A 25,976-nucleotide genomic window follows, 5' to 3' on the forward strand; every position below is an offset into this window, starting at 1 on the left:
CGTTGCACCGCAGCCGAAATGTTCTGCGCCGAGGAAAAAGCAGTTCACCGATGCAGACGTTTGCACTGGCATAATCCCCCGCATCTCAGGTCGGAGAGTGCCCATGTCGCGCTACTTTATTTTGTCCCTCTGCGTGTTTTTTTCGGCGGCGTATGCCGATGAAAAAACCACGGCGAACGATGCTCATGATCTGGCTTACAGCCTCGGTGCCAGCCTCGGCGAACGGCTGCGCCAAGAGGTGCCGCAGTTGCAGATCCAGGCGCTGATCGAAGGTCTGCAACAGGCATATCAGGGCAAGCCACTGGCATTGAGTGAAGCGCGCATTGAACAGATTCTGGCCGACCATGAATCGCAAAATGCCGAGCAGGCTTCACGGCAGTCGAGCGATGCTGCGATGGAAAACGAGCAACGCTTTCTCAGCACAGAAAAAGCCAAACCGGGGGTGAAGGAACTGGCCGATGGCATCCTCCTGACTGAACTGGTTCCAGGCAACGGTGCCAAGGCCGGCCCTGACGGCAAAGTGCAAGTGCTGTATGTCGGCAAGCTGCCGGACGGCACTGTGTTCGATCAGAACACCCAGCCGCAATGGTTCAACCTCGACAGCGTGATTGCCGGTTGGCGCACCGCCTTGCAGAACATGCCGGTGGGGGCGAAATGGCGGCTGGTGATTCCATCGGATCAGGCCTATGGTGCCGACGGTGCCGGCGACCTGATTGCGCCGTTCACGCCTCTGGTTTTTGAAGTGGAGTTGCGTGGTGCGACGAGCTGATCAGGCATAAAAAAACGGTGCGCTTGCGGGCGCACCGTTTTTCATGAAGGACGTGGATCAGGCCTGAACCGAATATTCTTCCTTGTGTGCCGTGTGCAGCACTTCGATCAGGCAATCCTCAAGTTCAAAGCGCTCATGCAGCAAGCCGCCCAATTCCTTGAATTTCTCCGCAACGCATTTGCCTTCGTCGCACAGATCATTGAATGCGAGCAGCTTCTCGGTAATGACGTCGATGCGCGGGTAGATGGTCTCGGCGAGTTCCAGGCCGCGCTTGTCGTTGAACGCCTTGGCTTCGCCGGTCAGCTGTTCATAGATTTCGAAGTGACCCGCCGATACGTAATCGACCAGTACACCGCAGAACTCCAACAAGGGTTTGCGGCTTTCGGACAGCGAATCAGGCTGCGCACCGAGCTTGTCGTAGGCGACGATCAGCTCTTCACGCTCCTGCAACCAGCGGTCGATCAGCAGATGAACCCCACCCCAACGTTCCTGAGCATTCTGACAACTTTCGAGCATGGCGATCTCTCTTCCCTTGTGGGTCATGCTGCTCTACACCCGCGCCCCTGTTCTGATTTGACTGGTGGACGATCGGGCAGAGCGTCATCGAGCAACATAAATCCAATGACACGTGCCGGCCAGATTATGCCCGCACGCCTATGGCTTCAAGGTACGCAGGAGATAAAGTTCATACAAGTGTTTAATCCCTGACCAGCAGGTGGTGCGACGCTTCGTCGCTGACCGGTCGTTGCAGAGCGCTCCAGATCAGACGCAACAACTGATAAACCGCAAGGATCGACACACCGACAAAAAACAGCAGGCTCCATTCGGGGATGCTCAGATCGAACAGCGTCCAGGAGATGTCCGCACAATCGGCGCCGCCGTTGAACATCCGTTGCAGGGCGCAGATCCACGGCAGGTCGCTGAACATTGACTCCACGGTTGGCGAGCATTTGACCAGTTGCAGCATCGAATCACTCTGGATCAACACCTGCCGCCACGCGGCGGTGGTTCCACCCAGACTGGCGCCGAGCGCAAACAGCCAGTACCACCATAAGCCAACGCGCCGGGGGCCATGCACCGCCGCCACGCCGCAGCCGATGCACAGCAATGTGAGGAACAACCGCTGCACCAGGCACAGACTGCAAGGCGTCAGTCCGACCGCGTATTCGAGGTAATAGGAAGCTCCCAGAGCAAAGGCCCCCGCAATGAAAGCCATGAAGAACAAGGAGCGTGAGCAGGCCAACGACATGGCTTTTCCGTAACAGTAGAGACAGACGGTTACGGTAGAGGAAAGCGTGTCAGCCTTTCAAGGCAAGGGCCTGCCGACAGTTCACCACAGGTGTAGGGAAAACCCGACAGGCTCGATAGGAAACGGTGAAGCGCTTTGTAGGACTTTGTCTCTCGAGCGCAAAGAAGGGGAATTTTCGGTCATCGAAGTTCACGAGGGAGCATCCTCCCTCGCTTTTCAGACCTTCGCCGGGACTGGCAGAGGCGCCGCCAGCAGGCGCTCATCAAGCAGCCCCAGACCTTCCTGGAACAACTGATTGCTGCGCTCGGTATCGCCAAGCTGTGCAAGCAGACGGGCCAACTCCGCACAGGTCTCCGGATTGCGCTGCACGCGCAGACTGCTTTCCAGATAGTCACGGGCCTTGCCCCAAAGGCTGGTTTGCAGACACAGGCGTCCAAGGGTCAGCAGCAGGCTCGGATCGGCCGGGTGCTCCTTGAGCCAGCCTTCGGCCGTCTGCAACTGACGCGCAGGATCACTGCCACGAACCAGACCATAAAGCCGCGCCAGATGGCTGTCGTATTTGCGCTTGAGCGCTGCTCGCAGGACCTCTTCGGCCTCGACCTGAGCGCCCAGCTGGCGCAATTGCTCGGCATAGGCCAGTACCAAAGGTGCTTCCTGACGCTGCGCCGAAGTCAGCTGTTCCCACGCCCGCTTGAGCGATTGCAGACCCACCGTACCGTCTTCTTCACGATGCGCTGCCAGCGAGAGGTTCTCACCCCAGGCGCGCCGTTCGAGCTCGGCCAGTTCTGCCGGCGGCAGCACTTTGTCCTTGCGCAACTCAGGCAGCAAACGAATCACCGCCGACCATTCGCCACGCTGCTGATGCAGACGTTGCAATTGACGCAACGTCTGCGCGCTGCGCGGATGCCGTTCATGCATTGCCTGCAAGGTCACCAGCGCACCGTCGGTGTCGCCACGGTCGGTTTGCAGTTGGGCGTGACTGAGGGCAATTGCCAATTCGGCTTGCGGCTGACGCTCCAGCGCGCGTTCGAGCAAACGATCACTTTCTTCGTACTGGCCCTGCTCGTTCGCCGCACGTGCGGCGCCGAGGTAATAAAGCAATGGTTGGCGCTCGGCTTCCGCCGCGCGGGTCAGATGCCGTTGCGCACTGGCCCAGCGACCTTCAGCCAGATCCAGCTGCCCGTGCTCGATCGCCACTTGCACGCGGCGGCTGCGATTGCGTCGCGACCACGGATTGACCACGCCGGTGGAGGTCATCACCAGCTCGACCAGCACCTTGATGCCCCAGAACAGCAGCCACAGCACCGCTATCACCGCCAAGGTCGCCCACAGGCTCGATTCGTAGCGGAAGCTCTTGTACGCCACCAGCACGTAACCGGAATGCTCGGCAATCGCCAGGCCCAGCGCTGCCGTCGCGGCGATGACCAGAAACACGATTACATAGAGGCGCTTCATGGGGTCGCCTCCTGCGCAGCATTGGCGGCCGGTTTGGCAAACGGTTTCACCGATTCCTCGGCATTGACGTTACGCCGCTCCAGATACCCCTGCACCGCACTCAAGGTGCCAGTCAGATCCGGCGTCTTGACGGTGACCGGTTCCTTGCTCAGCTCGGAGACCTGTTCCAGCATGACTTTGCTTTGCGGATTGTCCGGGTTGAAATTGCCCTTGAGCACATCGCGTGCCTCGGCCAGCGCCTGGGTGTACACCGCCGCCTGACCGTTGAGCGCCGCCCACTGCGCTTGCTCCAGCGCCAGGCTCAGGGCCAGGCGCACCTGGCTCAGGCTTTGCCCGGCCAGCAGCGGTTTGACGTTTTTGTCAGCGTTGAAATCGATGCGGATATAGCGCGACACCTTGTCCCACCACTGCGCCCAGCGACTGGCGCCATCGCCATCGTTGGTCAGGCCCAGCAGCGACTCGCCGCGATCCTTGTACTCCGGCGCCAGCTCGGTGAGGTCGATGACCTGATCGCGCAGCGCGCCGAGACGCAGGAACAGCCCGGTGCGATCCGGCTGTTCGGTGCTGCGCAAGGCGACCAGGGTTTTCGCCACTTGCTCGCGCGCGGCGAAGGAACCCGGATCGTTCTGTTCACGCAGAATTTCATCGGCGCCCTGCACCAGTGCCTGGGCGCTGCTGATGTCCTGCAACGCTGAAAGGCGCAGGCTGGCCAGACGCAGCAAGTGCTCGGCCTCGGCCAGACGCCAGTCCTTGCGGCTGGCGCCGAGGACGGTTTCCAGACGTTGATTGAGGCGCTGCTGATCGCCCTGCAGTTGCGTGACCAGACGCTGGCGCTCGGCGAGCTCGTCAGCACCGGGCAGCTGCGCCAGGCGTTCGGTCAGACGCTGTTCGTTGAGCTTCAGACTCTGCGCCTGATCGTTCAGCGCCTGCACCTGACTCGACTGTTGCTGCGTGTTGTTCTGCAGGTGGCGCACCTGCCAGACACCCCAGCCGCCAATGGCGACACCGGCGGCGCCGAGCAGCAGGGCGACAATTGCCAGTCCATTGCCTCGGCGCGGCTCTTTGGCCGGTGGTGGAGTTTCAACCTGGGCATCGAGCGCAGGCTGGACGTCATCTTTTGGCAAGGCTGTTTCGCTCACGTATCCATCCTTTGCATTAGAAAACGGCACGGGACATTCCCGTAACGCCGTCAGCAAAGCCGCGGCACTCGCGCCGCGGCAATCCACAACTGTTTGAGCCCCGGCGGCACGTGCCAGCTCGGCGACCCTCGGGCTTGGAACAAACAACGGCAACTGCGCAATCTTCGGCCAGGCATCGCCGGCCATCTGCCGCAGGTGCTCGAAACCCTGTCCACTGCTGACCACCAGCCCGTTCAAGCGTTCCGCTTCGATCCGCCGTGGCAGCTCGTTCAGCGGATAGGCTGGCAGTTCACGGCGATACAACTCCAGATACTCGACACTAGCACCAAGCGCGCGCAGGCGCTCGGCGAGCAGTTCACGACCGCCCTCGCCGCGCAGGATCATCACCTGCGCGCCGGGCTGGCTCACCGCCTCGCGCAGACGCGGCAATTGCAGCAAAGCTTCACTGTCATCGCCGTCAACCGGAAAGCTCACATCGAGACCGTGTTCGCGAAGAATGCCTGCGGTCGCCGCGCCGACGCTGAACCACGGCATGCTCAATGGCGGCGCGCCTTCAGACTTGAGCAAGTCCACCGCGATCCGCGCCGCCGGTTTGCTGACCACGATCACTGCGCTGCAAGCGGGCAATCGCGAAATCGCTTGGCGAATAGTGTCAGAGACCGGCAGCGGAACAATGTCCAAAAGCGGCAGACAACTGCTGAAAATCCCGTGCCCGGCCAGCTGTTCGGCCAGCGCCGCGCAGTCGTCTGCCGGGCGCGTCAGCAGCAGGCGCCAGGCTGTCACTCGTGACCCGCCTCGCCGTAGACAGCTTTGAGAATGTCGTCAGCGCCTTGCTTGAGCAAGTCTTCAGCGACCTGCACACCCAAGGTTTCCGCGTCGGCACGCGGCGCCCGGGCTTCGGCACTGAGAAGCTTGCCACCGCTCGGCTCACCGACCAGACCGCGCAACCACAACTGCTCGCCTTCAAGCACGGCGTAGCAGGCGATCGGCACTTGGCAGCCGCCGTTCAAATGTTTGTTGAGGGCGCGTTCCGCATTCACCCGCGAAGCGGTATCGGCGTGATGCAAAGGCGCGAGCAAGGCGTGGATTTCGTCGTCGGCGCTGCGGCATTCGATGCCGACCGCGCCCTGGCCACCGGCCGGCAGGCTGTCATCGACACTGATCGCCGAAGTGATGCGATCTTCGAAACCCAGGCGGATCAGGCCGGCAGCGGCGAGGATGATCGCGTCGTACTCGCCGGCGTCGAGCTTGGCCAGACGGGTGTTGACGTTGCCACGCAGGAACCGGATCTGCAGATCCGGGCGACGCGCCAGCAATTGCGTCTGCCGACGCAGGCTCGAGGTGCCGACGATGGCACCGGCAGGCAGCGCTTCAAGACTGGCGTAGGTGTTGGAGACGAAAGCATCGCGCGGGTCTTCACGCTCACAGATGCAGAACAGACCCAGGCCTTGCGGGAAGTCCATCGGCACGTCTTTCATCGAATGCACGGCGATATCGGCCTGGTTTTCCAGCAGCGCGGTTTCCAGTTCCTTGACGAACAGACCCTTGCCGCCGATCTTCGACAGTGGCGAGTCGAGCAACTTGTCACCGCGACTGACCATGGGCACCAGCGTCACCAGCAGGCCCGGGTGGGCCGCCTCGAGACGGGCTTTGACGTATTCGGCCTGCCAGAGGGCCAGCGCACTTTTACGGGTGGCGATGCGGATTTCGCGAGGGGACATGGAACAATCCGTACTGAATAGATACGGCGGATAATAACAGCTCAGTCAATTTCACTTTGACCTGAATCAGAACCGGCGCGGCCTCCCTGGCCTGCCATGCCGGGTAAAAGAACGCGAAAGGCCCGGCGAAGACCGGGTCACAGCCCCTGCATCATCTTGCGCACACCGGCAACATGCCGCCGGCTGACAATCAGCGCATCGCCATTGAGGCCTTTGAGGAACAACTGGAAATGTCCCAGCGGGGTGCGTTGCAAGCGCTCGATGCGGTCGCGAGCGACCAGCGCGTTGCGGTGGATACGCACAAAGCGTTCGCCGAATTCGTCTTCGAGGGCTTTGAGGGGTTCATCGAGCAGCACCTCGCCGGCTTCATGACGCAGGGTCACGTATTTGTGGTCGGCGATGAAGTAGACCACCTGATCCAGCGGAATCAGCTCGATGCCTTTACGGGTGCGTGCGCTGATGTGGCTGCGTGGGCCGTTGCCACTTTCGGCAGCGGGACGGGTCAGGGCCGAGAGTTGCGCCCGGTTGGGACGTTCAGCCCGCTTCAGGGCTTCATTCAAGTGTTCGGTTCGCACAGGTTTCACCACATAGCCCACGGCGCTGGCCTGCAGGGCTTCCACGGCAAATTCATCGGGACTGGTGCAAAACACCACGGCCGGCGGCGTCTCTCGTTCGCACAGTCGGGCAGCAACCTGCAGGCCATCGAGGCCCGGCATGCGGATATCGAGCAGCACGATATCCGGCTTGTGGCTGTCGATCAGCGCTAACGCCTCCTCGCCATTCGTGGCACTGGGCTCCAGGACTGTGTAACCCTCGAGCTCGCTCACCATACGGCTTAGGCGCTCGCGAGCCAGGGGTTCGTCATCAACGATCAGGACATTCATATTGCGCTGGATTCCTGCGTGAGTCTCGCACAAGGATAGCGTAGACAGGTGTAGTGACCTCCGTCACCGCGATCCACGCTAAGACTAGCCCGAGCGCCAAAAAGTGCCGTACGTCGGCCAGCAATATTTGCCAGCGTCCGGGTCGAACGGCTCAGAGCCCAGTGTTTCCTGCGTTTCTCGCGGTGGGTGACCGTTGTACAACTCACCCGCCCCCTCTTCTTATAGCCAGTGGCCGGACCTTTGCATGATCCGCATTCGCACCGACCCTTATGTCCACTGTAGACGTTCGTCGGAACGATATTGCTCAATCAAAAAATATCCTTTTGTAAATTCCTTGCAGACCGCGCCGGACATGCCTGACACATCCGCGAAAAAACGTATCGACCGGTGTCAGCGACAGGATTGGCAACCCTGTTATTATCCGCGCCAGCGTTTCACGCCATTTCTTCAAGCCGATACGAGCGAATTCATGAGCACTGACAAGACCAATCAGTCCTGGGGCGGCCGCTTCAGTGAACCCGTCGACGCCTTCGTCGCCCGCTTCACCGCCTCCGTCACTTTCGACCAGCGCCTGTATCGCCACGACATCATGGGCTCGATCGCCCACGCCACCATGCTGGCCAAGGTCGGCGTGCTGACCGATGCCGAGCGCGACAGCATCATCGATGGCCTGAAGACCATTCAGGGCGAAATCGAGGCCGGCCAGTTCGACTGGCGCGTCGACCTCGAAGACGTGCACATGAACATCGAAGCACGCCTGACCGACCGCATCGGCGTCACCGGTAAAAAGCTCCACACCGGGCGCAGCCGCAACGACCAGGTCGCCACCGATATCCGCCTGTGGCTGCGCGATGAAATCGACCTGATCCTCGCCGAGATCACCCGCCTGCAAAAAGGCCTGCTGGAGCAAGCCGAGCGTGAGGCCGCAAGCATCATGCCGGGCTTCACCCACTTGCAGACCGCGCAGCCGGTAACTTTCGGGCACCACATGCTGGCCTGGTTCGAAATGCTCAGCCGCGACTACGAGCGTCTGCTCGACTGCCGCAAGCGCACCAACCGCATGCCATTGGGCAGCGCCGCACTGGCCGGCACCACCTACCCGATCGACCGCGAATACACCGCGCAACTGCTCGGCTTCGACGCCGTCGGCGGCAACTCGCTGGACAACGTTTCCGATCGCGACTTCGCCATCGAATTCTGCTCGGCCGCAAGCATCGCGATGATGCACCTGTCGCGCTTCTCCGAAGAGCTGGTGCTGTGGACCAGCGCGCAGTTCCAGTTCATCGATCTGCCGGATCGTTTCTGCACTGGCAGCTCGATCATGCCGCAGAAGAAAAACCCTGACGTGCCCGAACTGGTACGCGGCAAGACCGGCCGCGTCTTCGGCGCGCTGATGGGCCTGCTGACCCTGATGAAGGGCCAGCCGCTGGCCTACAACAAGGACAATCAGGAAGACAAGGAGCCGCTGTTCGACGCCGCCGACACCCTGCGCGATTCGCTGCGCGCGTTTGCCGACATGATCCCGGCGATCAAGCCGAAACACGCGATCATGCGTGAAGCGGCACTGCGCGGTTTCTCCACTGCGACTGACCTGGCGGATTATCTGGTGCGCCGTGGCCTGCCGTTCCGTGATTGCCACGAAATCGTTGGCCACGCGGTGAAATACGGCGTCGACAGCGGTAAGGATCTGGCCGAGATGAGCCTCGAAGAACTGCGTCAGTTCAGCGATCAGATCGAGCAGGACGTGTTTGCCGTGCTGACCCTGGAAGGCTCGGTAAATGCCCGCGATCATATCGGCGGGACTGCGCCGGCGCAGGTCAAGGCTGCGGTGGCGCGCGGTCAGGCCCTAATCGCCAGCCGCTAGAAGCATCGCGGGCAAGCCCGCTCCCACAGGGTTCTTTGTGGAACACAATTTTGCGTTCGACCCATAGCCCTGTGGGAGCTGGCTTGCCAGCGATGACTGACTTCAGAGCGCTACAAAATTCATTTCTTGGCAGCAATCATCGCCAAAAACGCCGGCATCGCCGCGTCTTTATCCGCCGCAATCTTCTGCACGTGCGGATTCTGCTCTAACCGCTCCAGCAGCGCCTTCGCCTGCGGCATCTCGGCCAGCAGATCAATCCCGAACAGCTTCTGCCCGACCGCACAGGCCAGCGGCACGCTGTAGAGGAAATACAAATCGGCAATGCTCAGGCTGTCACCCGCCACATACGGGGCGAACTGGCCGTGGCGGCCGAGTGCCGCGAAGCCCAGCAGCAGCTCCGTCCGGGTCTTCTCTTTGATCGCCTCCGGCAACGTCATACCGAAAAACGCCTCGCCATAGCAGGCACGCCCCGGCAACTCGATGTACAACTCGATCTCCTTCGCAATCGCCAATACCTGCGCGCGCTCGAACGGATCGCTGGGCAGGAGCGGCGTGCCCTTTTGTGATTGTTCGAGGTATTCGAGAATGATCGCGGTTTCGTTGATATAACCGGCGTCGACGCCCAGCACCGGGACCTTGCCGCGCGGGCTGATCGCCAGTGACTCCGGGGTTTGCGCCGGGTAGAACGTCACCTCTTCGAAGGGCAGGCCTTTTTCCAGCAGCGCCAGTTTGACCATGTTGTAGTAGTTGCTGACAGCAAATCCGTAGAGCTTGAACATCACAGAGCCTCCAGGCCGTGCGGGGTGGGCAGTGCCTGTTTATAGATCGCCGCGACGTTTCCCGCCAGCAGCATCACGCCGCTGAATGCGGGTAAACTGGCGCCTTTCCCTGAGGAGCCTGCCATGAGCGAGCCGACAGATATCGTCAACGATGACGACGAAGAAGCATTCACCGAAGCGACGCTGATCGAAGCCATCGAGAACCAGATCGAAAGCGACACCCCCCCAGCGGCCAAGGCGACATTGAACAAGCTGACTCTGGTCGGTATGGAGCGCGAAGAGATCCTCAACCTCATGGCTCACGTGCTTGCCCATGAGATTGACGCGATGCTCGATGAAGACCGCGAGTTCAACACCGAATGGTACGAAGCGGCACTGCGCGCTTTGCCAGAGCTGCCACCGGAAAAGCAATAAGATCAAAAGATCGCAGCCTTCGGCAGCTCCTGCACAGATCCGATGTAGATACCGTCTTGAGCCTCACCGGGCAAGCGCAAGTTTCGGGTCATATGGCAGTCCTGACTTGAGCACTCCGTAAATGAAGTGCAGCAGCTTGCGCATTGCTGCGCAGATGATCTGCTTGGGGGCCTTGCCATTGGCTTCCAGGCGTTCTTTCATCGCCTTGATCGCCTTATTGTGTTTCAGCGCCACCATGCCAGGCATGTAAAGGCCTGCACGCAGCCGTGCTGACCCTACTCTTGAGATCAGGGTGTGACCTTTGAGCTTTCCTGATTCCTGCAGCTTTGGATTGAGCCCTGCAGCAGCGACCAGTTGGCGAGGATCACTGTATTTGCGCAAGTCACCCAGTTCGGCGAGCAATCGTTCAAGCGTTTTTTGTCCGATGCCGTCGATGGTTACGATGAGATCCCGCATCTGACGCATATCCGGGTCGTCATCGATGTGTTTTTTGATCGCCTTATGCGTTTCTACGATCTCTTTTTCGATATGGCGCAGAACGGAGTTGATCGAGTCTTTGACCTTTTCGTCGGAAACGTCCAGACGATTAAGCTCCATTTGTTCCATTTCCTGAAGGTCATCCAGGCGGCGCACCATTGCTTTTAACTGGCGGTATTTCAGCGGCTCAGGCGCCCATGGGTGAAGTTTTTGATCCTTTTCCCGGGCAAAGTCGGCGATCAGTTTGGCATCGCTTTTATCGGTCTTGATGCGGCGCAGTTCGCTGTCAGCGTACGCTTTGGTCGTAGCCGGGTTCACGACGCAGACCCGGAAGCCTTTGTTGTAAACGAATTCCGCGAGCTCCAAGTGGTAGACGCTGGTGGCTTCCATCACGATCAGGGCCGAACGCTCGGCGTTTTTTTCTAGCCACGCCTCAAACTCTTTAAAGCCCTTTGGATCGTTGGCCAGCTTGGCCTTGGTTTTGTGCTTGCCGTTGGGCTGGTGTGTAGCGATATCAAAGGTGTTCTTTGCGATGTCGACGCCAACGAAACCGGACATGATCGTTTCTCCACTTGTTCCCTGTTGCGATCATCACGTCACTCTGTCCAACCTTGCGAATGCGGGCTCTCGCCGCAGGCGGGCCCAAGATACCGTGCGAACTGTACGAGTGAGTGTGGAGGGCTGGAGCACGATCTACGTCACAGGCAAAAAGCCTAAGGAGCTGCGCGGCTTCCAAGTCCCTCCCTCGATGATCAGTCGAGAACTATCGCTCCTGACGGAGCGTTAGTCGAGATACAAGGAGCTGCCGAAGGCTGCGATCTTTTTTATGCGGACTACACTGGAATTCGCCTCAAGACAAAATCCCCTGATCCGAGCACTGGACATGCTGCACCAGCGGGTTCACCTTAGAGGCGCTGTCGTCCAATTCCTAGAAAGTCTGGAGTCCTTATGTCGCTTACCCCTGAGTTGGTTGCCGAACTGGAAGTCCTTGCACTCTTCAACCTGGACAGTTCCCAGGAAGGTCTGAAAATTCATCAGACCGCTGCCCCGAAACACATAGCCGCCGCCAAACGCCTCTTCGAAAAAGAACTCACCGACCAGCCCGATGGCGGTTATCTGACCAGCCTCGGCCGCGATGCCGCGCAAAACGTGCAGACCGTACTGACGATTCTGAGAGAGCAGGAAACCGCCTGACTTTTTCCGACTTTGCCCACGGAAACTCCTGCCACGGGATTTCCGCGGGCCAGCCTGATCACTGCCGATGAAAATCTGACGTCAAAAAACAAATTCAGCTTAAACCTCCTGCTGCGCAGAGGCTAAACTGCGGCCATTCCGAGACCCTCTACGTCCGAGCCTGCAAGCCGGTTTGAGCTGACATGACGCGCACCCACGAAATCCGCCCCGACCTGGACGAAGGCATCGACCGCAAGGTACTCAGCCAACTGCGCGCCCGTTTTCTCAAACTCAATGAAGGCCGCCTCGGCCGCGCCCTCGAAGGTTTGTCGACGCGCCAGCAAAGCGTGCTGACGCTGTTGCCGCTGTTCTTTCACGTCAATCATCCGTTGCTGCCCGGCTATGTCTCGGGCAGTACGCCGGCCGGTCTCTCGAATTATGAGCCGGACGCCAATGCGCTGACCGAGGCGCAGCGCCTGACCCGCTCGTTTTCTTACAAACCGCGCCATGGCAGCAACCCGCCGCGACCGATTCACGGTTTGTTCCTGATGGGCAGCCTCGGCACGCTGGCACAGGCCGATCAGAGCGACATGGATGTGTGGGTCTGCCATGCCCCAGATCTGAGCGAAAGCGAACTCGCCGAGCTACGCAAGAAATGCCAGTTGCTGGAAACCTGGGCCGCGAGCCAGGGTGCCGAAGCGCATTTCTTCCTGATCGACCCGGCGCGCTTCGTCAAAGGCGAACGTGATGCTCAGCTCAGTTCGGAAAACTGCGGCAGCACCCAGCACTATCTGCTGCTCGACGAGTTTTATCGCACGGCGATCTGGCTGGCCGGGCGCACGCCGATCTGGTGGCTGGTGCCAGTCTATGAAGAAACAGCCTACGACGCTTACACCCACACCCTGCTGTCCAAACGCTTTATTCGCGCCGACGAAACCCTGGATCTCGGGCCGATGGCGACCATTCCGCCCGGGGAATTCATCGGTGCCGGATTGTGGCAGTTGTTCAAAGGCATCGAGTCGCCCTACAAGTCGGTGCTCAAACTGCTGCTGACCGAGGTGTACGCCAGCGAACATCCGCAAGTGCAGTGCCTGAGCCTGCGCTTCAAGAAAGCCGTGTTCGCCAATCAGCTCGATCTCGATGAGCTTGACCCGTACATGGTCGTGTACCGGCGTATCGAGGAATACCTGCTCGCCCGCAACGAACCGGAGCGTCTTGAGCTGGTGCGCCGCGCGCTGTATCTGAAGGTCAACCGCAAGCTCACCGGCAACAGCCGCAGCCAGGGTTGGCAACGCGCACTGCTCGAACGCCTGGCCGGCGAGTGGCACTGGGATCAGCGGCAACTGGCGCTGCTCGACAGCCGCAGTCAGTGGAAAGTCCGCCAGGTCAGCGCCGAGCGCCGCGCGCTGGTCAACGAACTCAACTACAGCTATCGCTTCCTGACCCAGTTCGCCCGCAGCGAACAGACTGTCAGCCTGATCAACAAGCGCGACCTCAATGTGCTTGGCCGTCGACTCTACGCGGCATTCGAGCGCAAGGCCGACAAGGTCGAGTTCATCAATCCGGGCATCGCCCCGGACCTGGCCGAAGACACCCTGACCCTGGTGCAGTCGCCGAACAAAAAGGAGCCGGGGCAGACCCAGTGGGGTTTGTACAACGGCAGCCTGACGGCGCTGGAGTGGGAACACTTCGCGCCGATCAAGCGCAGTCGCGAGCTACTTGAACTGCTGACCTGGTGCCACCGCAACGGCGTGATCGACAGCAGCACCCGCCTGGCCCTGCATCCGGGCACCAGCGACTTGAGCGAGTTCGAGCTGTTCAACCTGCTCGGCAGCCTGCAGCAGTGCATCGCCCTGCCCTTGTCCACCGTCGCCGAAGAGCCCTTGCTGCGCGCCGCCGTGCCCAGCGAAGTGCTGCTGCTGATCAACGTCGGCGTCGATCCGCTCAAGCATCACCGTGATCTGAATATTTTGATGACCACCGAACGCACCGACTCGCTGAGCTATGCCGGCGTGCGCGAGAACCTGGTGCTGACCCTCGATCAGGTCACGCTCAACAGCTGGAACGAAGTGCTGGTCAATCGTTTCGACGGCCCGCATGCGCTGCTCGACTGCCTGCGCGATTACCTCAACAACCTGCCGCGCGGCCCGGTGCAGCCGTCGCTGAAAGTGCGCTGCTTCTGCCACAACCGCGCGCAATTCATTGCCCGCCGCGTCGAAGAAATCGTCGACAACGCGCAGACCCTGTTGCTCAGTGACTTGAATCATCGCTACCTGATTCAGGTACAACAGCACTATCACGTGCTGGAGCTGGTGCCGGGTCAGGTCAACCATGTCGCCCTCGCCACCCTGCCGGCGCTGCTCGATTATCTGGGCGAAGAACAACCGCGCTACAGCCCGCTGCACCTCGACCCGATGGCGCTGGAAGATCACGATCTGGCGCTGATCCTGCCGATGGGTCAGCCGGAGTGCATTCAAGTGTTCTATCGCATCAGTGAACAGCAGGCGGAGCTGTACGTGCTGGATGAATTCAATGCGCTGTGGCAACAGCAGCTGCCGTACCACGACGAGCAGAGTCTGCTGGTGCCGCTGCAACGTTTTCTGCAATCGATCCAGTACCGCCGTGAAGCGCAATTGCCGATGGACGGTGGCCCTGCGGGCAGCCCCGAGACTTTGTATTACCAGCTGTTGCCGTCAGGCCCGGGGCGCTCGCGCAGGGTCGAAACCCGACCAGCACCGCAGACCCCGGTGAACAAACCGTTCTACGACGTGCAGGCAATCATCGGCAAAGCCGCACCCGGCGAAGTGCAGGTCACCTTGTACTGCAATCAGCGGGAATTCAGCGAGCTGGAGCATGGCGACCAGTTGTTCAGCGTGGTCGCCCGGGAGATCGTCGAGCAGCGTCGCGAGACCGAGCGTTATCGCTGCTACATCACCGACCTCGACCTGTCGGGTCTGCTCGGTGACGGGCACAGTTCAAGCAATCTGTATCTGCGCTACAAGGCAGACCTGGAGCGCTCGTTGAATGAAGCGCTCGAACAGGTTTGAAGCAGGAATTTATTCGGGAAAGGCGCCGCCGTTGACCGGTTGCGATTCCACTTCCAGCAAGGTCAGTTTCAGCGACTTGCCGCCCGGCGCCGGCCAATCGATGTGCTGACCGACCTTCAGGCCCAGCAGCGCACTGCCAACCGGAGCGAGAATGGAAATCTTGCCTTCATCGGCGTTGGCGTCCTTGGGATAGACCAGCGTCAGGTGGTAATCCTTGCCACTGCCTTCTTCGCGGCAATGCACGCGGGAATTCATGGTCACGACATCGGCGGGCACTTCATCGTGGCCGACCACGGTATCGGCGCGGTCCAGCTCGGTTTGCAGCGCAATCACGCCCGGCGCAGCCTGGTCTTTGTCGCTCAGGCTGTCGATCAGGCGCTCCAGACGTTGCACGTCCAGACGGGTAAGGGTGATGGAAGGTGCGGTCATGATCCAGGCAGACTCCTTTCTTCTGCACAAAAAAAGCAAAACCCCGCCAAAAAAGACGGGGTTTTCACCGTGCCTCGGTGGTTTGAGGCGTTCGCGGACACTATCACAGCTCAAAAAATATACAAGTCACGCCCTTTTTTGCCTGGGTGAAACCCTTGTGGCGAGGGGATTTATCCCCGTTCGGCTGCGCAGCAGCCGTATAGATTTTGGGGCCGCTACGCGACCCAACGGGGATAAATCCCCTCGCCACAATATCAACAGGCTTGGGACTTTCGTGCGGTAGCCTGCTGGCAAATCACCCGGCGCCGCTGATCATCCGCCGAGCGCCACTCGCGAATGTCCTCGACGTGGCGCGCACAGCCGAGACAGACTTTCTGCTCGTCCAGTCGACACACACCCGTGCAGGGCGAAGGCACCGCCGGGCTGACGTTGCTGTAGAGCGGTTTCGGCGGGCGAACAGGCGCGGCATCCGTCACGAATCACAGACCTTCGAAATCGAATTCGGCGCCAGCCTGCTGCTTTACGAGGCGCTGAAGCATTTCGCCCAATTGCTCTTCGCTCTTGTCGCACATCCAGCGCTCGCTTTCTTCGTCGTAGTCGAAGTGGAAACCACCGGACACGGCCGCCAGCCACAGCTGACGCAACGGCTCCTGGCGGCTGAAGATCAGCTGCGAGCCATTTTCGAACTTGACGGTCAAGACACCTGCCGAGCTCTCCAGGTCGATATCCAGGTCGCTGTCATCAAAGATATCTTCCAGCGTCTGCTGGGTAGCATCGACCAGATCGTGGAAACGGGCTTCGGACAAACTCATTGCGGCAACCTCAAAAATGTCTGATCAGGCTCAAGCGCCGAAAGATACGGACGCTGCCGACCGATTGCAAAGATTAACGACCAAGCACCTGTCGGCCCATCCAACACCGCCCCCGTGGGAGCGAGCCTGCTCGCGAAAGCGGTGTGTCAGGCAACGAGCCTGTTGAATTTGCCGACGCCTTCGCGAGCAGGCTCGCTCCCACGGGGATGATGCGCATCACAGGAGCCCCGCCGGACGGGAACCCCCTCGCATAGGCAAGCTGCCGGGTGGCCGGTATACTCCGGCGCAATTAACGCATTTTCAAGGATTTCGCCATGAAGCGCCTGATCTCTTCCCTTGCTGCGCTCGTCGCGGTTGCCTGCCTCGTTTCGGCCTGTGGTCAAAAAGGCCCGCTGTACCTGCCGGATGACGATCAGGACCCGGCCGAACAAGCCCAGTCTTCGCAGAAGCAGCCATCCAAGGCTCACAAGCACGACGTTTACTAAGGGATCGCCATGGACGCTTTTAACTACCGTGGCGGGGAGCTGTTCGCGGAAGGTGTGGCGCTGTCCGCCATCGCCGACCGCTTCGGCACGCCCACCTATGTCTACTCGCGCGCGCACATCGAAGCGCAGTATCTGGCCTACGCCGATGCGCTGGCCGGCATGCCGCATCTGGTCTGCTTCGCGGTCAAAGCCAACTCCAACCTCGGTGTACTGAATGTCCTGGCCCGTCTCGGCGCCGGTTTCGACATCGTTTCCCGTGGCGAGCTGGAACGTGTACTGGCCGCTGGTGGCAGCGCCGACAAGATCGTTTTCTCCGGCGTCGGCAAGACCCGTGACGACATGCGCCGCGCCCTCGAAGTCGGCGTGCACTGCTTCAACGTCGAATCCACCGACGAGCTCGAGCGCCTGCAAGTAGTCGCCGCCGAGCTGGGTGTTCGCGCCCCGGTTTCGCTGCGCGTGAACCCGGACGTCGATGCCGGCACCCATCCGTACATTTCCACCGGTCTGAAAGAGAACAAGTTCGGCATCGCCATTGCCGATGCCGAAGACGTGTACGTGCGCGCCGCGCATCTGCCGAACCTGGAAGTAGTCGGTGTCGACTGCCACATCGGTTCGCAACTGACCACCCTGCCGCCATTCATTGACGCCCTCGATCGCTTGCTCGATCTGGTCGACCGTCTGGGCGATTGCGGCATTCACCTGCGCCACATCGATCTCGGTGGCGGCCTGGGCGTGCGTTACCGCGATGAGGAGCCGCCGCTGGCTGCCGACTACATCAAAGCCGTGCGCGAGCGTCTCGACGGGCGTGATCTGGCGCTGGTGTTCGAACCGGGTCGCTTCATCGTTGCCAATGGCGGCGTGTTGCTGACGCAGATCGAATACCTCAAGCACACCGAGCACAAGGATTTCGCCATCGTCGACGCGGCGATGAACGACCTCATCCGTCCGGCGCTGTATCAGGCGTGGATGGACGTCACGGCGGTGAAACCGCGCGACAGCGCTGCACGCAAGTACGACATCGTCGGCCCGATCTGCGAAACCGGCGACTTCCTCGCCAAGGACCGCGAGCTGGCGCTGGAAGAAGGCGATCTGCTGGCGGTGCATTCGGCCGGCGCCTACGGTTTTGTGATGAGCTCCAACTACAACACCCGTGGCCGTGCCGCCGAGGTGCTGGTGGATGGTGATCAGGTTTTTGAAGTGCGTCGCCGCGAAACCGTGGCCGAGCTGTTTGCCGGCGAAAGCCTGCTGCCGGAGTAACCCATGCTGCTGCGTTTTACCAAAATGCACGGCCTGGGCAACGACTTCATGGTCCTCGACCTGGTCAGCCAGCACGCGCACATTCAGCCCAAACACGCCAAGCAATGGGGCGACCGCCACACCGGGATCGGTTTCGACCAGTTGCTGATCGTCGAAGCACCGAGTAACCCGGATGTGGATTTCCGCTACCGGATCTTCAATTCCGACGGCTCGGAAGTGGAGCAATGCGGCAACGGTGCGCGCTGCTTCGCCCGCTTCGTGCTCGACAAGCGTCTGACTGCCAAGCGGCAGATCCGCGTCGAGACCAAGGGCGGCATCATTGAACTGGACGTGCGTAACGACGGCCAGATCGGCGTGAACATGGGCGCGCCGCGCCTGGTGCCGGCAGACATTCCATTCCAGGCGCCGGCCCAGGCCAGCAGCTATCCGCTGGAAGTCGATGGCACCACGGTCGAACTGGCCGCCGTGTCGATGGGCAATCCCCATGCGGTCATTCGCGTGGACGACATCAACAGCGCACCGGTGCATGAACTGGGGCCGAAGATCGAACACCACCCGCGCTTTCCGGCGCGGGTCAATGTCGGCTTCCTTCAGGTCATCGATCGCCATCGCGCGCAACTGCGTGTTTGGGAGCGCGGCGCCGGGGAAACCCAGGCCTGCGGCACCGGCGCCTGTGCGGCGGCGGTGGCGGCCATCAGTCAGGGGTGGATGGATTCGCCGCTGTTGATCGACCTGCCCGGCGGACGTCTGTCCATCGAGTGGGCCGGCCCGGGCGAACCGGTATTGATGACCGGTCCGGCAGTGCGTGTATACGAAGGACAAGTGCGTCTTTGAGCGAGCAGAAATCATGACCGACAAGCCACAGGTACCCGCCCGACCAGCCGACGAATCAGCGCCCGAGAGCCTCGAGGCAGCCGCGGTAGCCGCCTACCTGGAGGCTCATCCGGACTTCTTCGTCGAGCACGAAGAGCTGCTGCCGTCGTTGCGCATTCCGCACCGACGCGGCGACACCGTGTCGCTGGTCGAGCGGCAGATGACCATCCTGCGCGACCGCAATATCGAGATGCGCCATCGCCTTTCGCATCTGATGGACGTGGCCCGCGACAACGATCGCCTGTTCGAAAAGACCCGCCGCCTGATTCTCGCGCTGATGGATGCATCGACCCTGGAAGACGTGGTCATCAGCGTTGAGGACAGCCTGCGTCAGGATTTCCAGGTGCCTTTCGTCAGCCTGATCCTGCTCGGCGACAACCCCGCACCGGTCGGCCGCTGGGTGACTCACGCCGACGCGCAAACCGCGATCGGCGGCCTGCTCACCGAAGGCAAAAGCGTCAGCGGCAGCCTCCGTGAACATGAGCTGGATTTCCTCTTCGGCGAAGAACAGCGCCAGCAGATCGGCTCGACCGCCGTGGTTGCCGTCAGCCATCAGGGCATTCACGGCATTCTGGCCATCGCCAGCCGTGACCCGCAGCATTACAAGAGCTCGGTCGGCACCCTGTTCCTCAGTTACATCGCCGAGGTCATGGGCCGTGTGCTGCCACGGGTCAACAGCTCGCTGCGCTCGGTACGCTGACCATGGAACGACAACTGGACGCTTACTGCGAACATCTGCGCAGTGAGCGACAGGTGTCGCCGCACACCCTGTCGGCTTATCGCCGCGACCTCGATAAAGTCCTCGGCTGGTGCATCAAGCAGAACATCGGCAGCTGGGCCGCGCTGGACATCCAGCGCCTGCGCAGCCTGATCGCCCGGTTGCATGCGCAAGGCCAGTCCTCGCGCAGCCTCGCCCGCCTGCTCTCGGCGGTGCGCGGGCTCTATCACTACTTGAATCGCGAAGGCCTGTGCGACCACGACCCGGCCACCGGCCTGGCCCCGCCGAAAGGCGAACGGCGCCTGCCGAAAACCCTTGATACCGACCGCGCATTGCAGCTGCTGGAAGGTGCGGTCGAGGACGATTTTCTCGCCCGGCGTGATCAGGCGATTCTTGAGCTGTTCTATTCTTCTGGCCTGCGCCTGTCCGAGCTGACCGGGCTCAATCTCGATCAACTCGACCTCGCCGACGGCATGGTTCAGGTGCTCGGCAAGGGCAGCAAGACCCGACTGTTGCCGGTTGGCACCAAGGCCCGCGAAGCCTTGGAACACTGGTTGCCGCTTAGAGCCATGACCAACCCGGCGGACGATGCGGTTTTTGTCAGCCAGCAAGGTCGGCGTCTCGGCCCGCGCGCGATTCAGGTGCGGGTCAAACTGGCTGGCGAGCGCGAACTGGGGCAGAACCTGCATCCGCACATGCTCCGGCACTCGTTCGCCAGCCATTTGCTCGAGTCTTCACAGGATCTGCGCGCGGTGCAGGAATTGCTCGGCCACTCCGATATCAAAACCACGCAGATCTATACCCACCTCGACTTCCAGCATCTGGCGGCGGTCTACGACAGCGCCCATCCCCGGGCCAAACGCATGAAAGGCGATGATTCATGAGCATTCAGTTGATCACCTTCGACCTCGACGACACTTTGTGGGATACCGCGCCGGTGATCGCCAGCGCTGAAACCGTGTTGCGCGAATGGCTGAGCGAGCATGCGTCGAACCTGGGCGCGGTGCCGGTGGAGCATTTGTGGTCGATTCGCGAGCGAGTGCTGGCGGGCGAACCGGGCCTCAAACACCGCATCAGCGCGCTGCGCCGACGTGTGCTGCTCCATGCGCTGGAAGAAGCCGGGTATGCCCACGGCGAAGCGTCGGAGCTGGCTGACAAGGCTTTTGAAGTGTTCCTGCATGCGCGGCATCAGATCGAAGTGTTCCCGGAGGTCGAGCCGCTGCTGGAGCTGCTCGCCAATCATTACGCCCTCGGCGTGGTCACCAATGGCAATGCCGACGTGCGCCGGCTGGGGCTGGCGGATTACTTCAGGTTCGCCTTGTGTGCCGAAGACATCGGCATCGCCAAACCGGATGCGCGGCTGTTTCATGAAGCGTTGCAGCGCGGTGGTGTGGGTGCTGAAGCGGCGGTGCATGTCGGCGATCATCCCGGCGATGACATCGCCGGGGCGCAGCAGGCGGGGTTGCGCGCGGTGTGGTTCAACCCGACAGGCAAGGTCTGGGAGGCGGAGCGCTTGCCGGATGCGGAAATTCGCAGCCTGACCGAATTGCCCGTCGTCCTCTCCCGCTGGAATGCCACCTCGAAATAATCCACAAACCCTGTGGGAGCGAGCCTGCTCGCGAATGCGGTGTGTCATTCAACATGTATGTCGGCTGACATGCCCTCTTCGCGAGCAGGCTCGCTCCCACAGAGGACTGCATTTGCTTTCAACGGATTTATTTCAGGCATAAAAAAGCCCGCAGCGACGGCGGGCTTTTTCAGCAAGCGAGCGACGCGCCTCAGATAGGGCGGCTGCCGTACTTGTTATCCGGCTTCTTGGGCGGATCGGCGACCACGTTGGCCTCCACTTCCTGCACCTTGCCGCCGCGCGCAAGGAATTCTTCCATGGCCTTGGCCAGGGCGTCACGCTCCTTGTTCTTGGCTTCGATGCTCGGCAACTCGTCGACCGAGACCGCAGCCTTGGCTTTGCCTTTGGCAGCCGGGGCCGGCGTGTCGTCACCGCCATCGTCTTCGGTAACGTCTTCCGCTGCCGCTTCCAGGCCTTCCTCGGCCTCGTCTTCGTCGCCTACTTCGAGGTCGTCGTTTTCCAGATCATCGTCGCTCATGTTCTACCTCATGACTTGCCAAAAGCAGATTAGTTATAGACCAGCTTTGGCGGCTGTCGAAGCCGCCGTTGAAAAATCTTCTGCCGCTGCCCGGCAGCGGCTCATGCCTGTTCACCGTGCAAGGTGGCGAGGACTTTACGGGCACCGCCATGATCACGGTGCTCGCCCAGATAAATCCCTTGCCAGGTACCCAGTGCCAGCCGCCCTGCCGCAACCGGCAGACTGATCTGGCAACCGAGCACGCTGGCCTTGAAGTGCGCCGGGAGATCATCCGGGCCTTCGTCGTTGTGCTCGTAGCCGTCTGTTCCTTGTGGGATCAGACGATTGAAAAATCGTTCGAAGTCGCGACGAACTGCCGGATCGGCGTTCTCGTTGATGGTCAACGATGCCGACGTGTGCTGCAGCCACAAATGCAACAGACCGACCCGACAGGTCTTGAGTTCAGGCAAGCCTGCGAGTAACTCGTCCGTCACCAGATGAAAGCCCCGGGGCCTTGCCCGCAGGGTTATCAGAGTCTGTTGCCACATACAGTTCTCCGCTCGTTCGGGGCGCATTCTAGCGTGCTCTGAAAAAAAACAAAGGCCCTAATATTCCTGCAGCGATGTAAGCGATTGCCCGCAGAAAAAGCCTCGTCGTAAAGACGACCAAAGCCGTAAGAAAAATCCTTTCAGCCGCACCTTGAATGACAAATCCCGGACAAAAAAATGCCCGGCGAACCGGGCAATTTTTTTATCGCGCGTACTTACAGGTTGTAGCCGCGTTCGTTGTGTTGTGCCAGATCGAGGCCGACCGACTCTTCTTCCTCGGTTACGCGCAGCCCCATGACGGCGTCCAGCACCTTGAGGATGATGAAAGTGACGATCGCGGTGTAGATCACCGTGAAGCCGACGCCTTTGATCTGAATCCAGACCTGCGCGCCAATGTCAGTCACGGTGCCGAAGCCGCCCAGTGCCGGTGCGGCAAACACACCAGTGAGGATCGCGCCGAGGATACCGCCGATGCCGTGCACGCCGAAGGCATCCAGGGAATCGTCATAGCCGAGTTTGCGTTTCAGGGTGGTGGCGCAGAAGAAGCACACCACGCCTGCGGCCAGACCGATCACCAGTGCACCCATCGGGCCTACAGTGCCAGCGGCCGGAGTGATCGCGACCAGACCGGCGACCACGCCCGAAGCAATCCCCAGTGCGCTTGGCTTGCCGTGGGTGACCCACTCGGCAAACATCCAGCCCAGTGCCGCAGCGGCGGTGGCGATCTGAGTAACCAGCATGGCCATACCGGCAGTGCCGTTGGCGGCAGCAGCGGAACCAGCGTTGAAGCCGAACCAGCCAACCCACAGCATCGCCGCGCCCATCAGGGTGTAGCCGAGGTTATGCGGAGCCATCGGTGTGGTCGGGAAGCCTTTGCGCTTGCCCAGTACCAGGCACGCGACCAGGCCGGCGATACCGGCGTTGATGTGCACCACGGTGCCGCCAGCAAAGTCGAGCACGCCCCAGTCCCACATCAGGCCGCCGTTACCGGACCAGACCATGTGCGCGATCGGTGCATAAACCAGCGTGAACCAGATGCCCATGAAAATCAGCATCGCGGAGAACTTCATGCGCTCGGCGAACGCACCGACGATCAGCGCCGGGGTGATGATCGCGAAGGTCATCTGGAAGGTGATGAACACCGCTTCAGGGAACAGCGCCGCCGGGCCGGTGATGCTCGAAGGCGTGACACCGGCGAGGAACGCCTTGCCCATGCCACCGAAGAACGAATTGAAGTTGACGACGCCCTGCTCCATGCCGGTGGTGTCGAAGGCAATGCTGTAGCCATAAATGACCCACAGGATGCTGATCAGACCGGTAATGGCGAAGCACTGCATCAGCACGGAAAGAATGTTTTTCGAGCGAACCATACCGCCGTAGAACAGCGCCAGGCCGGGGATGGTCATGAACAGCACGAGCGCTGTCGAGGTGAGCATCCAGGCGGTGTCGCCGGAATTGAGGACTGGCGCTGCCACTTCGTCTGCCGCCATGGCGATGCCGGGCATTACGATGGACAACAGGGCGCCTAGCCCTGCGAATTTACGCAGAGTCATATTGTTTTCTCCTGGGGCGTTGGGTTTGTGGCGGCGCTTAGATCGCGTCGGTATCGGTTTCGCCGGTACGGATGCGGATCGCCTGTTCCAGATTGACCACGAAGATCTTGCCGTCACCGATCTTGCCGGTGTTGGCCGCTTTGGTTATCGCCTCGATAACCCGATCCAGATCCTTGTCGTCGATGGCCACGTCGATTTTCACCTTGGGCAGAAAATCGACCACATATTCCGCGCCGCGATACAGCTCGGTGTGACCCTTCTGCCGGCCGAAGCCTTTGACTTCAGTAACGGTAATGCCCTGCACGCCGATTTCGGACAGCGACTCGCGCACGTCGTCCAACTTGAACGGCTTGATGATGGCAGTGACTAGCTTCATGAAACTCTCTCCCGAATTGGTGGACTTGCCCCAGGAAAACAAACCCGTCTCAAGTCTAAGCGCAGTGCCTGGCTTTGTAACGCATCGTTGACGCCAGCTAACCGCATCAGACGAAACTCCCCGCTTCGTCTGCCGCACTGCATTCGTCACAGCGACTGCATCAGTGCATGGGTCGAGGGTGACTAAGCAGAAACCTTGCCAGCTCGGCAAAAACCCTGCATTTCAATCTCTTGGCCCCTGTTGCACGCGCTCGGGCAGAAAAGCTTTTGCCGATACGCACAACAACGGTGCGCCACCGTCCGTCCCCCTGCGCGAAAAGCGTGCATCCGTGCAACGGGATTGACTATAGACACTGCGTGATACACTGCCGGCCATTGTTTCCAGGACATTTCCCATGCTCGCGCCCAAAGACTTCCTCGACGCCCTGAGCGGCACCGCCTCCCGCCTCTTCAGCGGCGACACCCCGCTGCCGAAAGCCGAAATGGAAAGCCAGTTCAAAATGCTGCTGCAAAGTGCCTTCAGCAAACTCGATCTGGTCAGCCGGGAAGAGTTCGATAGTCAGATGGTAGTGCTGGCGCGTACTCGCGCCCGCCTCGAAAGCCTCGAAGCCAAGGTTGCCGAGATGGAAGCGAAGCTGACACCGCCCGCTGAATAATTCGCGTCCCTGTAGGAGCTGCCGAAGGCTGCGATCTTTTGATCTTCAGCCCTTGAACCATCCCCGCAACGTCCTACAACCTTAATGACCGCCGTCCGATTGCGCCAAAAAGCCCAGGTTTCTAAGCTATCTGATGCTGAATGTTCAGCAGAGGATTGGGCGACCCGGGCAGGGCCATGGTGGAAAAGGGCTTCGCGGATGCTGCAATCGCTATGAGCCCGCATGCCGGAGCTGGGCTCTGCGCAAATCGTAAGTCGACTGAAGATTCATCCATAACTCAGGCGTAGTGTTGAGCTGAATGGCGAGGCTGATTGCCAGATCGGCGCAGATCCTGAGCTGGCATTTCACAAGCTCTTCGATCTCGCTTTCGGGCCATTTCGTGGGCATGGCCAGATCCATGACGGTCATGCTCAACGGCTCCATGAATTCCTTATTCAGAACCTCGCCCGGAAGAATCGGGCGCATACCACTGCGGTCCATTTTTTTTCGCCTCCAGAGGCTGCGTTGAGTGGCCAAACTGGAACATCCGACTCCGGATACAAGATCTTCACACCCCTTTCGCCAGCGTCCTACAAATATTAGGGCAGCGTTCTGGTACGAAGAAGAACTGTGCGGACTGTGCTACGCAACGCCGCGAAGAAGCACGATCTGCATGAAAATCGTCCTTTTGCAGGGACACACCTGCAAGACAAATACCTTGCGGGGCTGGATCGCTCCGATGGCATTGCTGACAACAGAGTTCTACGCCCGGAAGCTGGGGTGCACGAAAATCGAAGTACAAGAGCCAGACTCAGGCGCCATCCCTTACTATCAAACGCTGGGATTTTATTTTGATACAACCGGTCGCCTTGTCTTTCCATTGGACGACCAATAAGATCGAATCAAGCATCCCGGCACGTGAGGTGTTTATGAAGCAGAAGAAGCAGAAAACCCAATCGGCACGGGTGTCCAAACCGGGTACCGAGGCACTCGGATTGCCGGACAGAGTTTCAGCCAGTCAGCGGCATTTTCTGAAAGTGGCCGCGACCTATGGCAAGGAAATGGAGCCCGATGGTTGGCTTGCCGGCGGTGGAACCTGAGTACCGCAAAAATGACCGCCTGACAGGCGGTTTTTTTATGCCTGAGGATTAGTGCCTTCAGCAACATCCAGTGAAAGTTCGCCCTTAAAACTGTCCGACCAACGCTCTCTCCCCAGACTACCCTTCAAAAACCCGC

The 25,976-nt window shown here is 60.4% G+C and carries 30 protein-coding genes and 2 pseudogenes; 14 read left to right on the top strand and 18 right to left on the bottom strand.

What is annotated here, in order from left to right; all coding sequences use genetic code 11:
• Window positions 1–103: 103 nt before the first annotated feature.
• Complete coding sequence (locus AB4N85_RS20655; protein WP_252868457.1) at window positions 104–769, top strand: FKBP-type peptidyl-prolyl cis-trans isomerase; 666 nt, start codon at window positions 104–106, stop codon at window positions 767–769.
• A gap of 57 nt (window positions 770–826) precedes the next feature.
• Here AB4N85_RS20655 and AB4N85_RS20660 read toward each other — a convergent pair whose 3' ends face one another.
• The 8 genes and pseudogenes from AB4N85_RS20660 to AB4N85_RS20695 form a co-directional block, all read right to left on the bottom strand.
• Window positions 827–1,285 carry an Rsd/AlgQ family anti-sigma factor gene (locus AB4N85_RS20660; RefSeq protein WP_056791659.1) on the bottom strand — a complete coding sequence of 153 codons (459 nt, stop codon included), beginning with the start codon at window positions 1,283–1,285 and terminating at the stop codon, window positions 827–829.
• 181 nt (window positions 1,286–1,466) lie between these two features.
• Complete coding sequence (locus tag AB4N85_RS20665; RefSeq protein WP_150637090.1) at window positions 1,467–2,018, bottom strand: disulfide bond formation protein B; 552 nt, start codon at window positions 2,016–2,018, stop codon at window positions 1,467–1,469.
• Window positions 2,019–2,234: 216 nt separating this feature from the next.
• Window positions 2,235–3,473, bottom strand: a complete 1,239-nt coding sequence (locus AB4N85_RS20670; RefSeq protein ID WP_041476923.1) for a heme biosynthesis protein HemY — start codon at window positions 3,471–3,473, stop codon at window positions 2,235–2,237.
• Window positions 3,470–4,612, bottom strand: a complete 1,143-nt coding sequence (locus AB4N85_RS20675; protein WP_252880181.1) for a uroporphyrinogen-III C-methyltransferase — start codon at window positions 4,610–4,612, stop codon at window positions 3,470–3,472. Before AB4N85_RS20675 ends, AB4N85_RS20670 begins: the two co-directional genes overlap by 4 nt.
• Window positions 4,613–4,648: 36 nt before the next feature.
• Window positions 4,649–5,395, bottom strand: a pseudogene (locus AB4N85_RS20680) (uroporphyrinogen-III synthase); the annotation flags it as partial.
• Window positions 5,392–6,333 (bottom strand): hydroxymethylbilane synthase, encoded by a 942-nt coding sequence (gene hemC / locus AB4N85_RS20685; RefSeq protein WP_460065684.1) that lies wholly within the window; start codon window positions 6,331–6,333, stop codon window positions 5,392–5,394. The pseudogene AB4N85_RS20680 and the gene hemC, both read right to left, overlap by 4 nt.
• Window positions 6,334–6,470: 137 nt before the next feature.
• Window positions 6,471–7,217 carry a LytR/AlgR family response regulator transcription factor gene (locus tag AB4N85_RS20690; protein WP_016772598.1) on the bottom strand — a complete coding sequence of 249 codons (747 nt, stop codon included), beginning with the start codon at window positions 7,215–7,217 and terminating at the stop codon, window positions 6,471–6,473.
• Window positions 7,214–7,369: pseudogene (locus AB4N85_RS20695) on the bottom strand (sensor histidine kinase); the annotation flags it as partial. The gene AB4N85_RS20690 and the pseudogene AB4N85_RS20695, both read right to left, overlap by 4 nt.
• A 317-nt stretch (window positions 7,370–7,686) precedes the next feature.
• Between AB4N85_RS20695 and argH the strand changes: the two are divergent.
• Window positions 7,687–9,081: an argininosuccinate lyase gene (gene argH / locus AB4N85_RS20700; protein WP_460065688.1), complete on the top strand. Its 1,395-nt coding sequence runs from the start codon at window positions 7,687–7,689 to the stop codon at window positions 9,079–9,081.
• Window positions 9,082–9,200: 119 nt separating this feature from the next.
• Here the strand turns inward: argH and AB4N85_RS20705 are convergent, their stop codons facing one another.
• On the bottom strand, window positions 9,201–9,860 hold the full coding sequence (locus tag AB4N85_RS20705; RefSeq protein WP_056791651.1) for a glutathione S-transferase family protein: 660 nt from the start codon (window positions 9,858–9,860) through the stop codon (window positions 9,201–9,203).
• 123 nt (window positions 9,861–9,983) lie between these two features.
• On the opposite strand from AB4N85_RS20705, the gene AB4N85_RS20710 reads away from it, so the two are divergent.
• Window positions 9,984–10,274 carry a hypothetical protein gene (locus tag AB4N85_RS20710; protein ID WP_460065690.1) on the top strand — a complete coding sequence of 97 codons (291 nt, stop codon included), beginning with the start codon at window positions 9,984–9,986 and terminating at the stop codon, window positions 10,272–10,274.
• Between the two features lie 63 nt (window positions 10,275–10,337).
• Here AB4N85_RS20710 and AB4N85_RS20715 read toward each other — a convergent pair whose 3' ends face one another.
• Entirely contained in the window at window positions 10,338–11,309 is a 972-nt protein-coding gene (locus tag AB4N85_RS20715) for an IS110 family RNA-guided transposase (RefSeq protein WP_252867835.1), read from the bottom strand.
• A gap of 390 nt (window positions 11,310–11,699) precedes the next feature.
• Between AB4N85_RS20715 and AB4N85_RS20720 the strand changes: the two genes are divergently transcribed.
• Together AB4N85_RS20720 and AB4N85_RS20725 are read left to right on the top strand one after the other, a co-directional pair.
• Window positions 11,700–11,945: a TIGR02647 family protein gene (locus AB4N85_RS20720; protein WP_003229392.1), complete on the top strand. Its 246-nt coding sequence runs from the start codon at window positions 11,700–11,702 to the stop codon at window positions 11,943–11,945.
• Between the two features lie 182 nt (window positions 11,946–12,127).
• The gene (locus AB4N85_RS20725) at window positions 12,128–14,971 is read left to right on the top strand and encodes a class I adenylate cyclase (RefSeq protein WP_095181257.1); all 2,844 of its coding nucleotides are present in this window, start codon (window positions 12,128–12,130) and stop codon (window positions 14,969–14,971) included.
• Between the two features lie 9 nt (window positions 14,972–14,980).
• Here the strand turns inward: AB4N85_RS20725 and rnk are convergent, their stop codons facing one another.
• From rnk to cyaY, 3 genes are all read right to left on the bottom strand, one after another.
• Complete coding sequence (gene rnk / locus AB4N85_RS20730) at window positions 14,981–15,400, bottom strand: nucleoside diphosphate kinase regulator (protein WP_024014769.1); 420 nt, start codon at window positions 15,398–15,400, stop codon at window positions 14,981–14,983.
• Between the two features lie 254 nt (window positions 15,401–15,654).
• The gene (locus AB4N85_RS20735) at window positions 15,655–15,876 is read right to left on the bottom strand and encodes a DUF1289 domain-containing protein (RefSeq protein WP_076564524.1); all 222 of its coding nucleotides are present in this window, start codon (window positions 15,874–15,876) and stop codon (window positions 15,655–15,657) included.
• A gap of 3 nt (window positions 15,877–15,879) precedes the next feature.
• The gene (gene cyaY, locus AB4N85_RS20740) at window positions 15,880–16,212 is read right to left on the bottom strand and encodes an iron donor protein CyaY (RefSeq protein WP_056791639.1); all 333 of its coding nucleotides are present in this window, start codon (window positions 16,210–16,212) and stop codon (window positions 15,880–15,882) included.
• Window positions 16,213–16,526: 314 nt separating this feature from the next.
• Here cyaY and lptM point away from each other — a divergent pair, with 314 nt between their 5' ends.
• From lptM to AB4N85_RS20770, 6 genes are read left to right on the top strand one after another with little or no spacing between them, the layout of a single operon-like run.
• Window positions 16,527–16,697: an LPS translocon maturation chaperone LptM gene (gene lptM, locus AB4N85_RS20745; protein WP_016772589.1), complete on the top strand. Its 171-nt coding sequence runs from the start codon at window positions 16,527–16,529 to the stop codon at window positions 16,695–16,697.
• A gap of 9 nt (window positions 16,698–16,706) precedes the next feature.
• A complete protein-coding gene (lysA, locus tag AB4N85_RS20750; RefSeq protein WP_252868460.1) occupies window positions 16,707–17,954 on the top strand; it encodes a diaminopimelate decarboxylase in 1,248 nt (415 codons plus the stop codon).
• Between the two features lie 3 nt (window positions 17,955–17,957).
• Entirely contained in the window at window positions 17,958–18,788 is an 831-nt protein-coding gene (dapF, locus tag AB4N85_RS20755) for a diaminopimelate epimerase (protein ID WP_056791632.1), read from the top strand.
• Window positions 18,789–18,801: 13 nt separating this feature from the next.
• Window positions 18,802–19,527, top strand: coding sequence for a DUF484 family protein (locus AB4N85_RS20760; RefSeq protein ID WP_236167760.1), 726 nt, complete (start codon window positions 18,802–18,804; stop codon window positions 19,525–19,527).
• A gap of 2 nt (window positions 19,528–19,529) precedes the next feature.
• Window positions 19,530–20,429, top strand: coding sequence for a tyrosine recombinase XerC (gene xerC / locus AB4N85_RS20765; RefSeq protein ID WP_024014773.1), 900 nt, complete (start codon window positions 19,530–19,532; stop codon window positions 20,427–20,429).
• On the top strand, window positions 20,426–21,133 hold the full coding sequence (locus tag AB4N85_RS20770) for an HAD family hydrolase (protein ID WP_252868461.1): 708 nt from the start codon (window positions 20,426–20,428) through the stop codon (window positions 21,131–21,133). The genes xerC and AB4N85_RS20770 overlap by 4 nt, the downstream gene beginning before the upstream one ends.
• Before the next feature lie 190 nt (window positions 21,134–21,323).
• Here AB4N85_RS20770 and sutA read toward each other — a convergent pair whose 3' ends face one another.
• The 4 genes from sutA to glnK form a co-directional block, all read right to left on the bottom strand.
• Window positions 21,324–21,650 carry a transcriptional regulator SutA gene (gene sutA, locus AB4N85_RS20775; RefSeq protein WP_056791627.1) on the bottom strand — a complete coding sequence of 109 codons (327 nt, stop codon included), beginning with the start codon at window positions 21,648–21,650 and terminating at the stop codon, window positions 21,324–21,326.
• 101 nt (window positions 21,651–21,751) lie between these two features.
• A complete protein-coding gene (locus AB4N85_RS20780) occupies window positions 21,752–22,177 on the bottom strand; it encodes a secondary thiamine-phosphate synthase enzyme YjbQ (RefSeq protein WP_024014775.1) in 426 nt (141 codons plus the stop codon).
• A gap of 215 nt (window positions 22,178–22,392) precedes the next feature.
• Window positions 22,393–23,730 (bottom strand): ammonium transporter, encoded by a 1,338-nt coding sequence (locus tag AB4N85_RS20785; protein WP_041476939.1) that lies wholly within the window; start codon window positions 23,728–23,730, stop codon window positions 22,393–22,395.
• 37 nt (window positions 23,731–23,767) lie between these two features.
• A complete protein-coding gene (gene glnK / locus AB4N85_RS20790; RefSeq protein ID WP_002555808.1) occupies window positions 23,768–24,106 on the bottom strand; it encodes a P-II family nitrogen regulator in 339 nt (112 codons plus the stop codon).
• 394 nt (window positions 24,107–24,500) lie between these two features.
• On the opposite strand from glnK, the gene AB4N85_RS20795 reads away from it, so the two are divergent.
• A complete protein-coding gene (locus tag AB4N85_RS20795) occupies window positions 24,501–24,761 on the top strand; it encodes an accessory factor UbiK family protein (RefSeq protein ID WP_095181253.1) in 261 nt (86 codons plus the stop codon).
• 210 nt (window positions 24,762–24,971) lie between these two features.
• On the opposite strand, the gene AB4N85_RS20800 is transcribed toward AB4N85_RS20795, so the two are convergent.
• Entirely contained in the window at window positions 24,972–25,241 is a 270-nt protein-coding gene (locus tag AB4N85_RS20800) for a HigA family addiction module antitoxin (protein ID WP_095181252.1), read from the bottom strand.
• 172 nt (window positions 25,242–25,413) lie between these two features.
• Between AB4N85_RS20800 and AB4N85_RS20805 the strand changes: the two genes are divergently transcribed.
• Both AB4N85_RS20805 and AB4N85_RS20810 read left to right on the top strand, forming a co-directional pair.
• Complete coding sequence (locus tag AB4N85_RS20805) at window positions 25,414–25,635, top strand: GNAT family protein (protein ID WP_252868463.1); 222 nt, start codon at window positions 25,414–25,416, stop codon at window positions 25,633–25,635.
• A gap of 34 nt (window positions 25,636–25,669) precedes the next feature.
• Window positions 25,670–25,840 (top strand): hypothetical protein, encoded by a 171-nt coding sequence (locus tag AB4N85_RS20810; protein ID WP_252868464.1) that lies wholly within the window; start codon window positions 25,670–25,672, stop codon window positions 25,838–25,840.
• Window positions 25,841–25,976 lie beyond the last annotated feature (136 nt).

The organism is Pseudomonas sp. H1_G08, assembly GCF_054681355.1.

Excerpts from the sequence above, each read along its gene's own strand:
- AB4N85_RS20725 (WP_095181257.1), top strand. The coding sequence starts at position 12,128 with ATGACGCGCACCCACGAAATCCGCCCCGACCTGGACGAAGGCATCGAC.
- AB4N85_RS20705 (WP_056791651.1), bottom strand. The coding sequence starts at position 9,860 with ATGTTCAAGCTCTACGGATTTGCTGTCAGCAACTACTACAACATGGTC.
- AB4N85_RS20660 (WP_056791659.1), bottom strand. The coding sequence starts at position 1,285 with ATGCTCGAAAGTTGTCAGAATGCTCAGGAACGTTGGGGTGGGGTTCAT.
- AB4N85_RS20770 (WP_252868461.1), top strand. The coding sequence starts at position 20,426 with ATGAGCATTCAGTTGATCACCTTCGACCTCGACGACACTTTGTGGGAT.
- AB4N85_RS20780 (WP_024014775.1), bottom strand. The coding sequence starts at position 22,177 with ATGTGGCAACAGACTCTGATAACCCTGCGGGCAAGGCCCCGGGGCTTT.
- xerC (WP_024014773.1), top strand. The coding sequence starts at position 19,530 with ATGGAACGACAACTGGACGCTTACTGCGAACATCTGCGCAGTGAGCGA.
- sutA (WP_056791627.1), bottom strand. The coding sequence starts at position 21,650 with ATGAGCGACGATGATCTGGAAAACGACGACCTCGAAGTAGGCGACGAA.
- dapF (WP_056791632.1), top strand. The coding sequence starts at position 17,958 with ATGCTGCTGCGTTTTACCAAAATGCACGGCCTGGGCAACGACTTCATG.
- AB4N85_RS20800 (WP_095181252.1), bottom strand. The coding sequence starts at position 25,241 with ATGGACCGCAGTGGTATGCGCCCGATTCTTCCGGGCGAGGTTCTGAAT.
- cyaY (WP_056791639.1), bottom strand. The coding sequence starts at position 16,212 with ATGAGTTTGTCCGAAGCCCGTTTCCACGATCTGGTCGATGCTACCCAG.
- AB4N85_RS20795 (WP_095181253.1), top strand. The coding sequence starts at position 24,501 with ATGCTCGCGCCCAAAGACTTCCTCGACGCCCTGAGCGGCACCGCCTCC.
- glnK (WP_002555808.1), bottom strand. The coding sequence starts at position 24,106 with ATGAAGCTAGTCACTGCCATCATCAAGCCGTTCAAGTTGGACGACGTG.
- AB4N85_RS20810 (WP_252868464.1), top strand. The coding sequence starts at position 25,670 with ATGAAGCAGAAGAAGCAGAAAACCCAATCGGCACGGGTGTCCAAACCG.
- lysA (WP_252868460.1), top strand. The coding sequence starts at position 16,707 with ATGGACGCTTTTAACTACCGTGGCGGGGAGCTGTTCGCGGAAGGTGTG.
- argH (WP_460065688.1), top strand. The coding sequence starts at position 7,687 with ATGAGCACTGACAAGACCAATCAGTCCTGGGGCGGCCGCTTCAGTGAA.
- rnk (WP_024014769.1), bottom strand. The coding sequence starts at position 15,400 with ATGACCGCACCTTCCATCACCCTTACCCGTCTGGACGTGCAACGTCTG.
- AB4N85_RS20690 (WP_016772598.1), bottom strand. The coding sequence starts at position 7,217 with ATGAATGTCCTGATCGTTGATGACGAACCCCTGGCTCGCGAGCGCCTA.
- AB4N85_RS20655 (WP_252868457.1), top strand. The coding sequence starts at position 104 with ATGTCGCGCTACTTTATTTTGTCCCTCTGCGTGTTTTTTTCGGCGGCG.
- AB4N85_RS20670 (WP_041476923.1), bottom strand. The coding sequence starts at position 3,473 with ATGAAGCGCCTCTATGTAATCGTGTTTCTGGTCATCGCCGCGACGGCA.
- lptM (WP_016772589.1), top strand. The coding sequence starts at position 16,527 with ATGAAGCGCCTGATCTCTTCCCTTGCTGCGCTCGTCGCGGTTGCCTGC.
- hemC (WP_460065684.1), bottom strand. The coding sequence starts at position 6,333 with ATGTCCCCTCGCGAAATCCGCATCGCCACCCGTAAAAGTGCGCTGGCC.
- AB4N85_RS20785 (WP_041476939.1), bottom strand. The coding sequence starts at position 23,730 with ATGACTCTGCGTAAATTCGCAGGGCTAGGCGCCCTGTTGTCCATCGTA.
- AB4N85_RS20710 (WP_460065690.1), top strand. The coding sequence starts at position 9,984 with ATGAGCGAGCCGACAGATATCGTCAACGATGACGACGAAGAAGCATTC.
- AB4N85_RS20760 (WP_236167760.1), top strand. The coding sequence starts at position 18,802 with ATGACCGACAAGCCACAGGTACCCGCCCGACCAGCCGACGAATCAGCG.
- AB4N85_RS20805 (WP_252868463.1), top strand. The coding sequence starts at position 25,414 with ATGAAAATCGTCCTTTTGCAGGGACACACCTGCAAGACAAATACCTTG.
- AB4N85_RS20715 (WP_252867835.1), bottom strand. The coding sequence starts at position 11,309 with ATGTCCGGTTTCGTTGGCGTCGACATCGCAAAGAACACCTTTGATATC.
- AB4N85_RS20665 (WP_150637090.1), bottom strand. The coding sequence starts at position 2,018 with ATGTCGTTGGCCTGCTCACGCTCCTTGTTCTTCATGGCTTTCATTGCG.
- AB4N85_RS20720 (WP_003229392.1), top strand. The coding sequence starts at position 11,700 with ATGTCGCTTACCCCTGAGTTGGTTGCCGAACTGGAAGTCCTTGCACTC.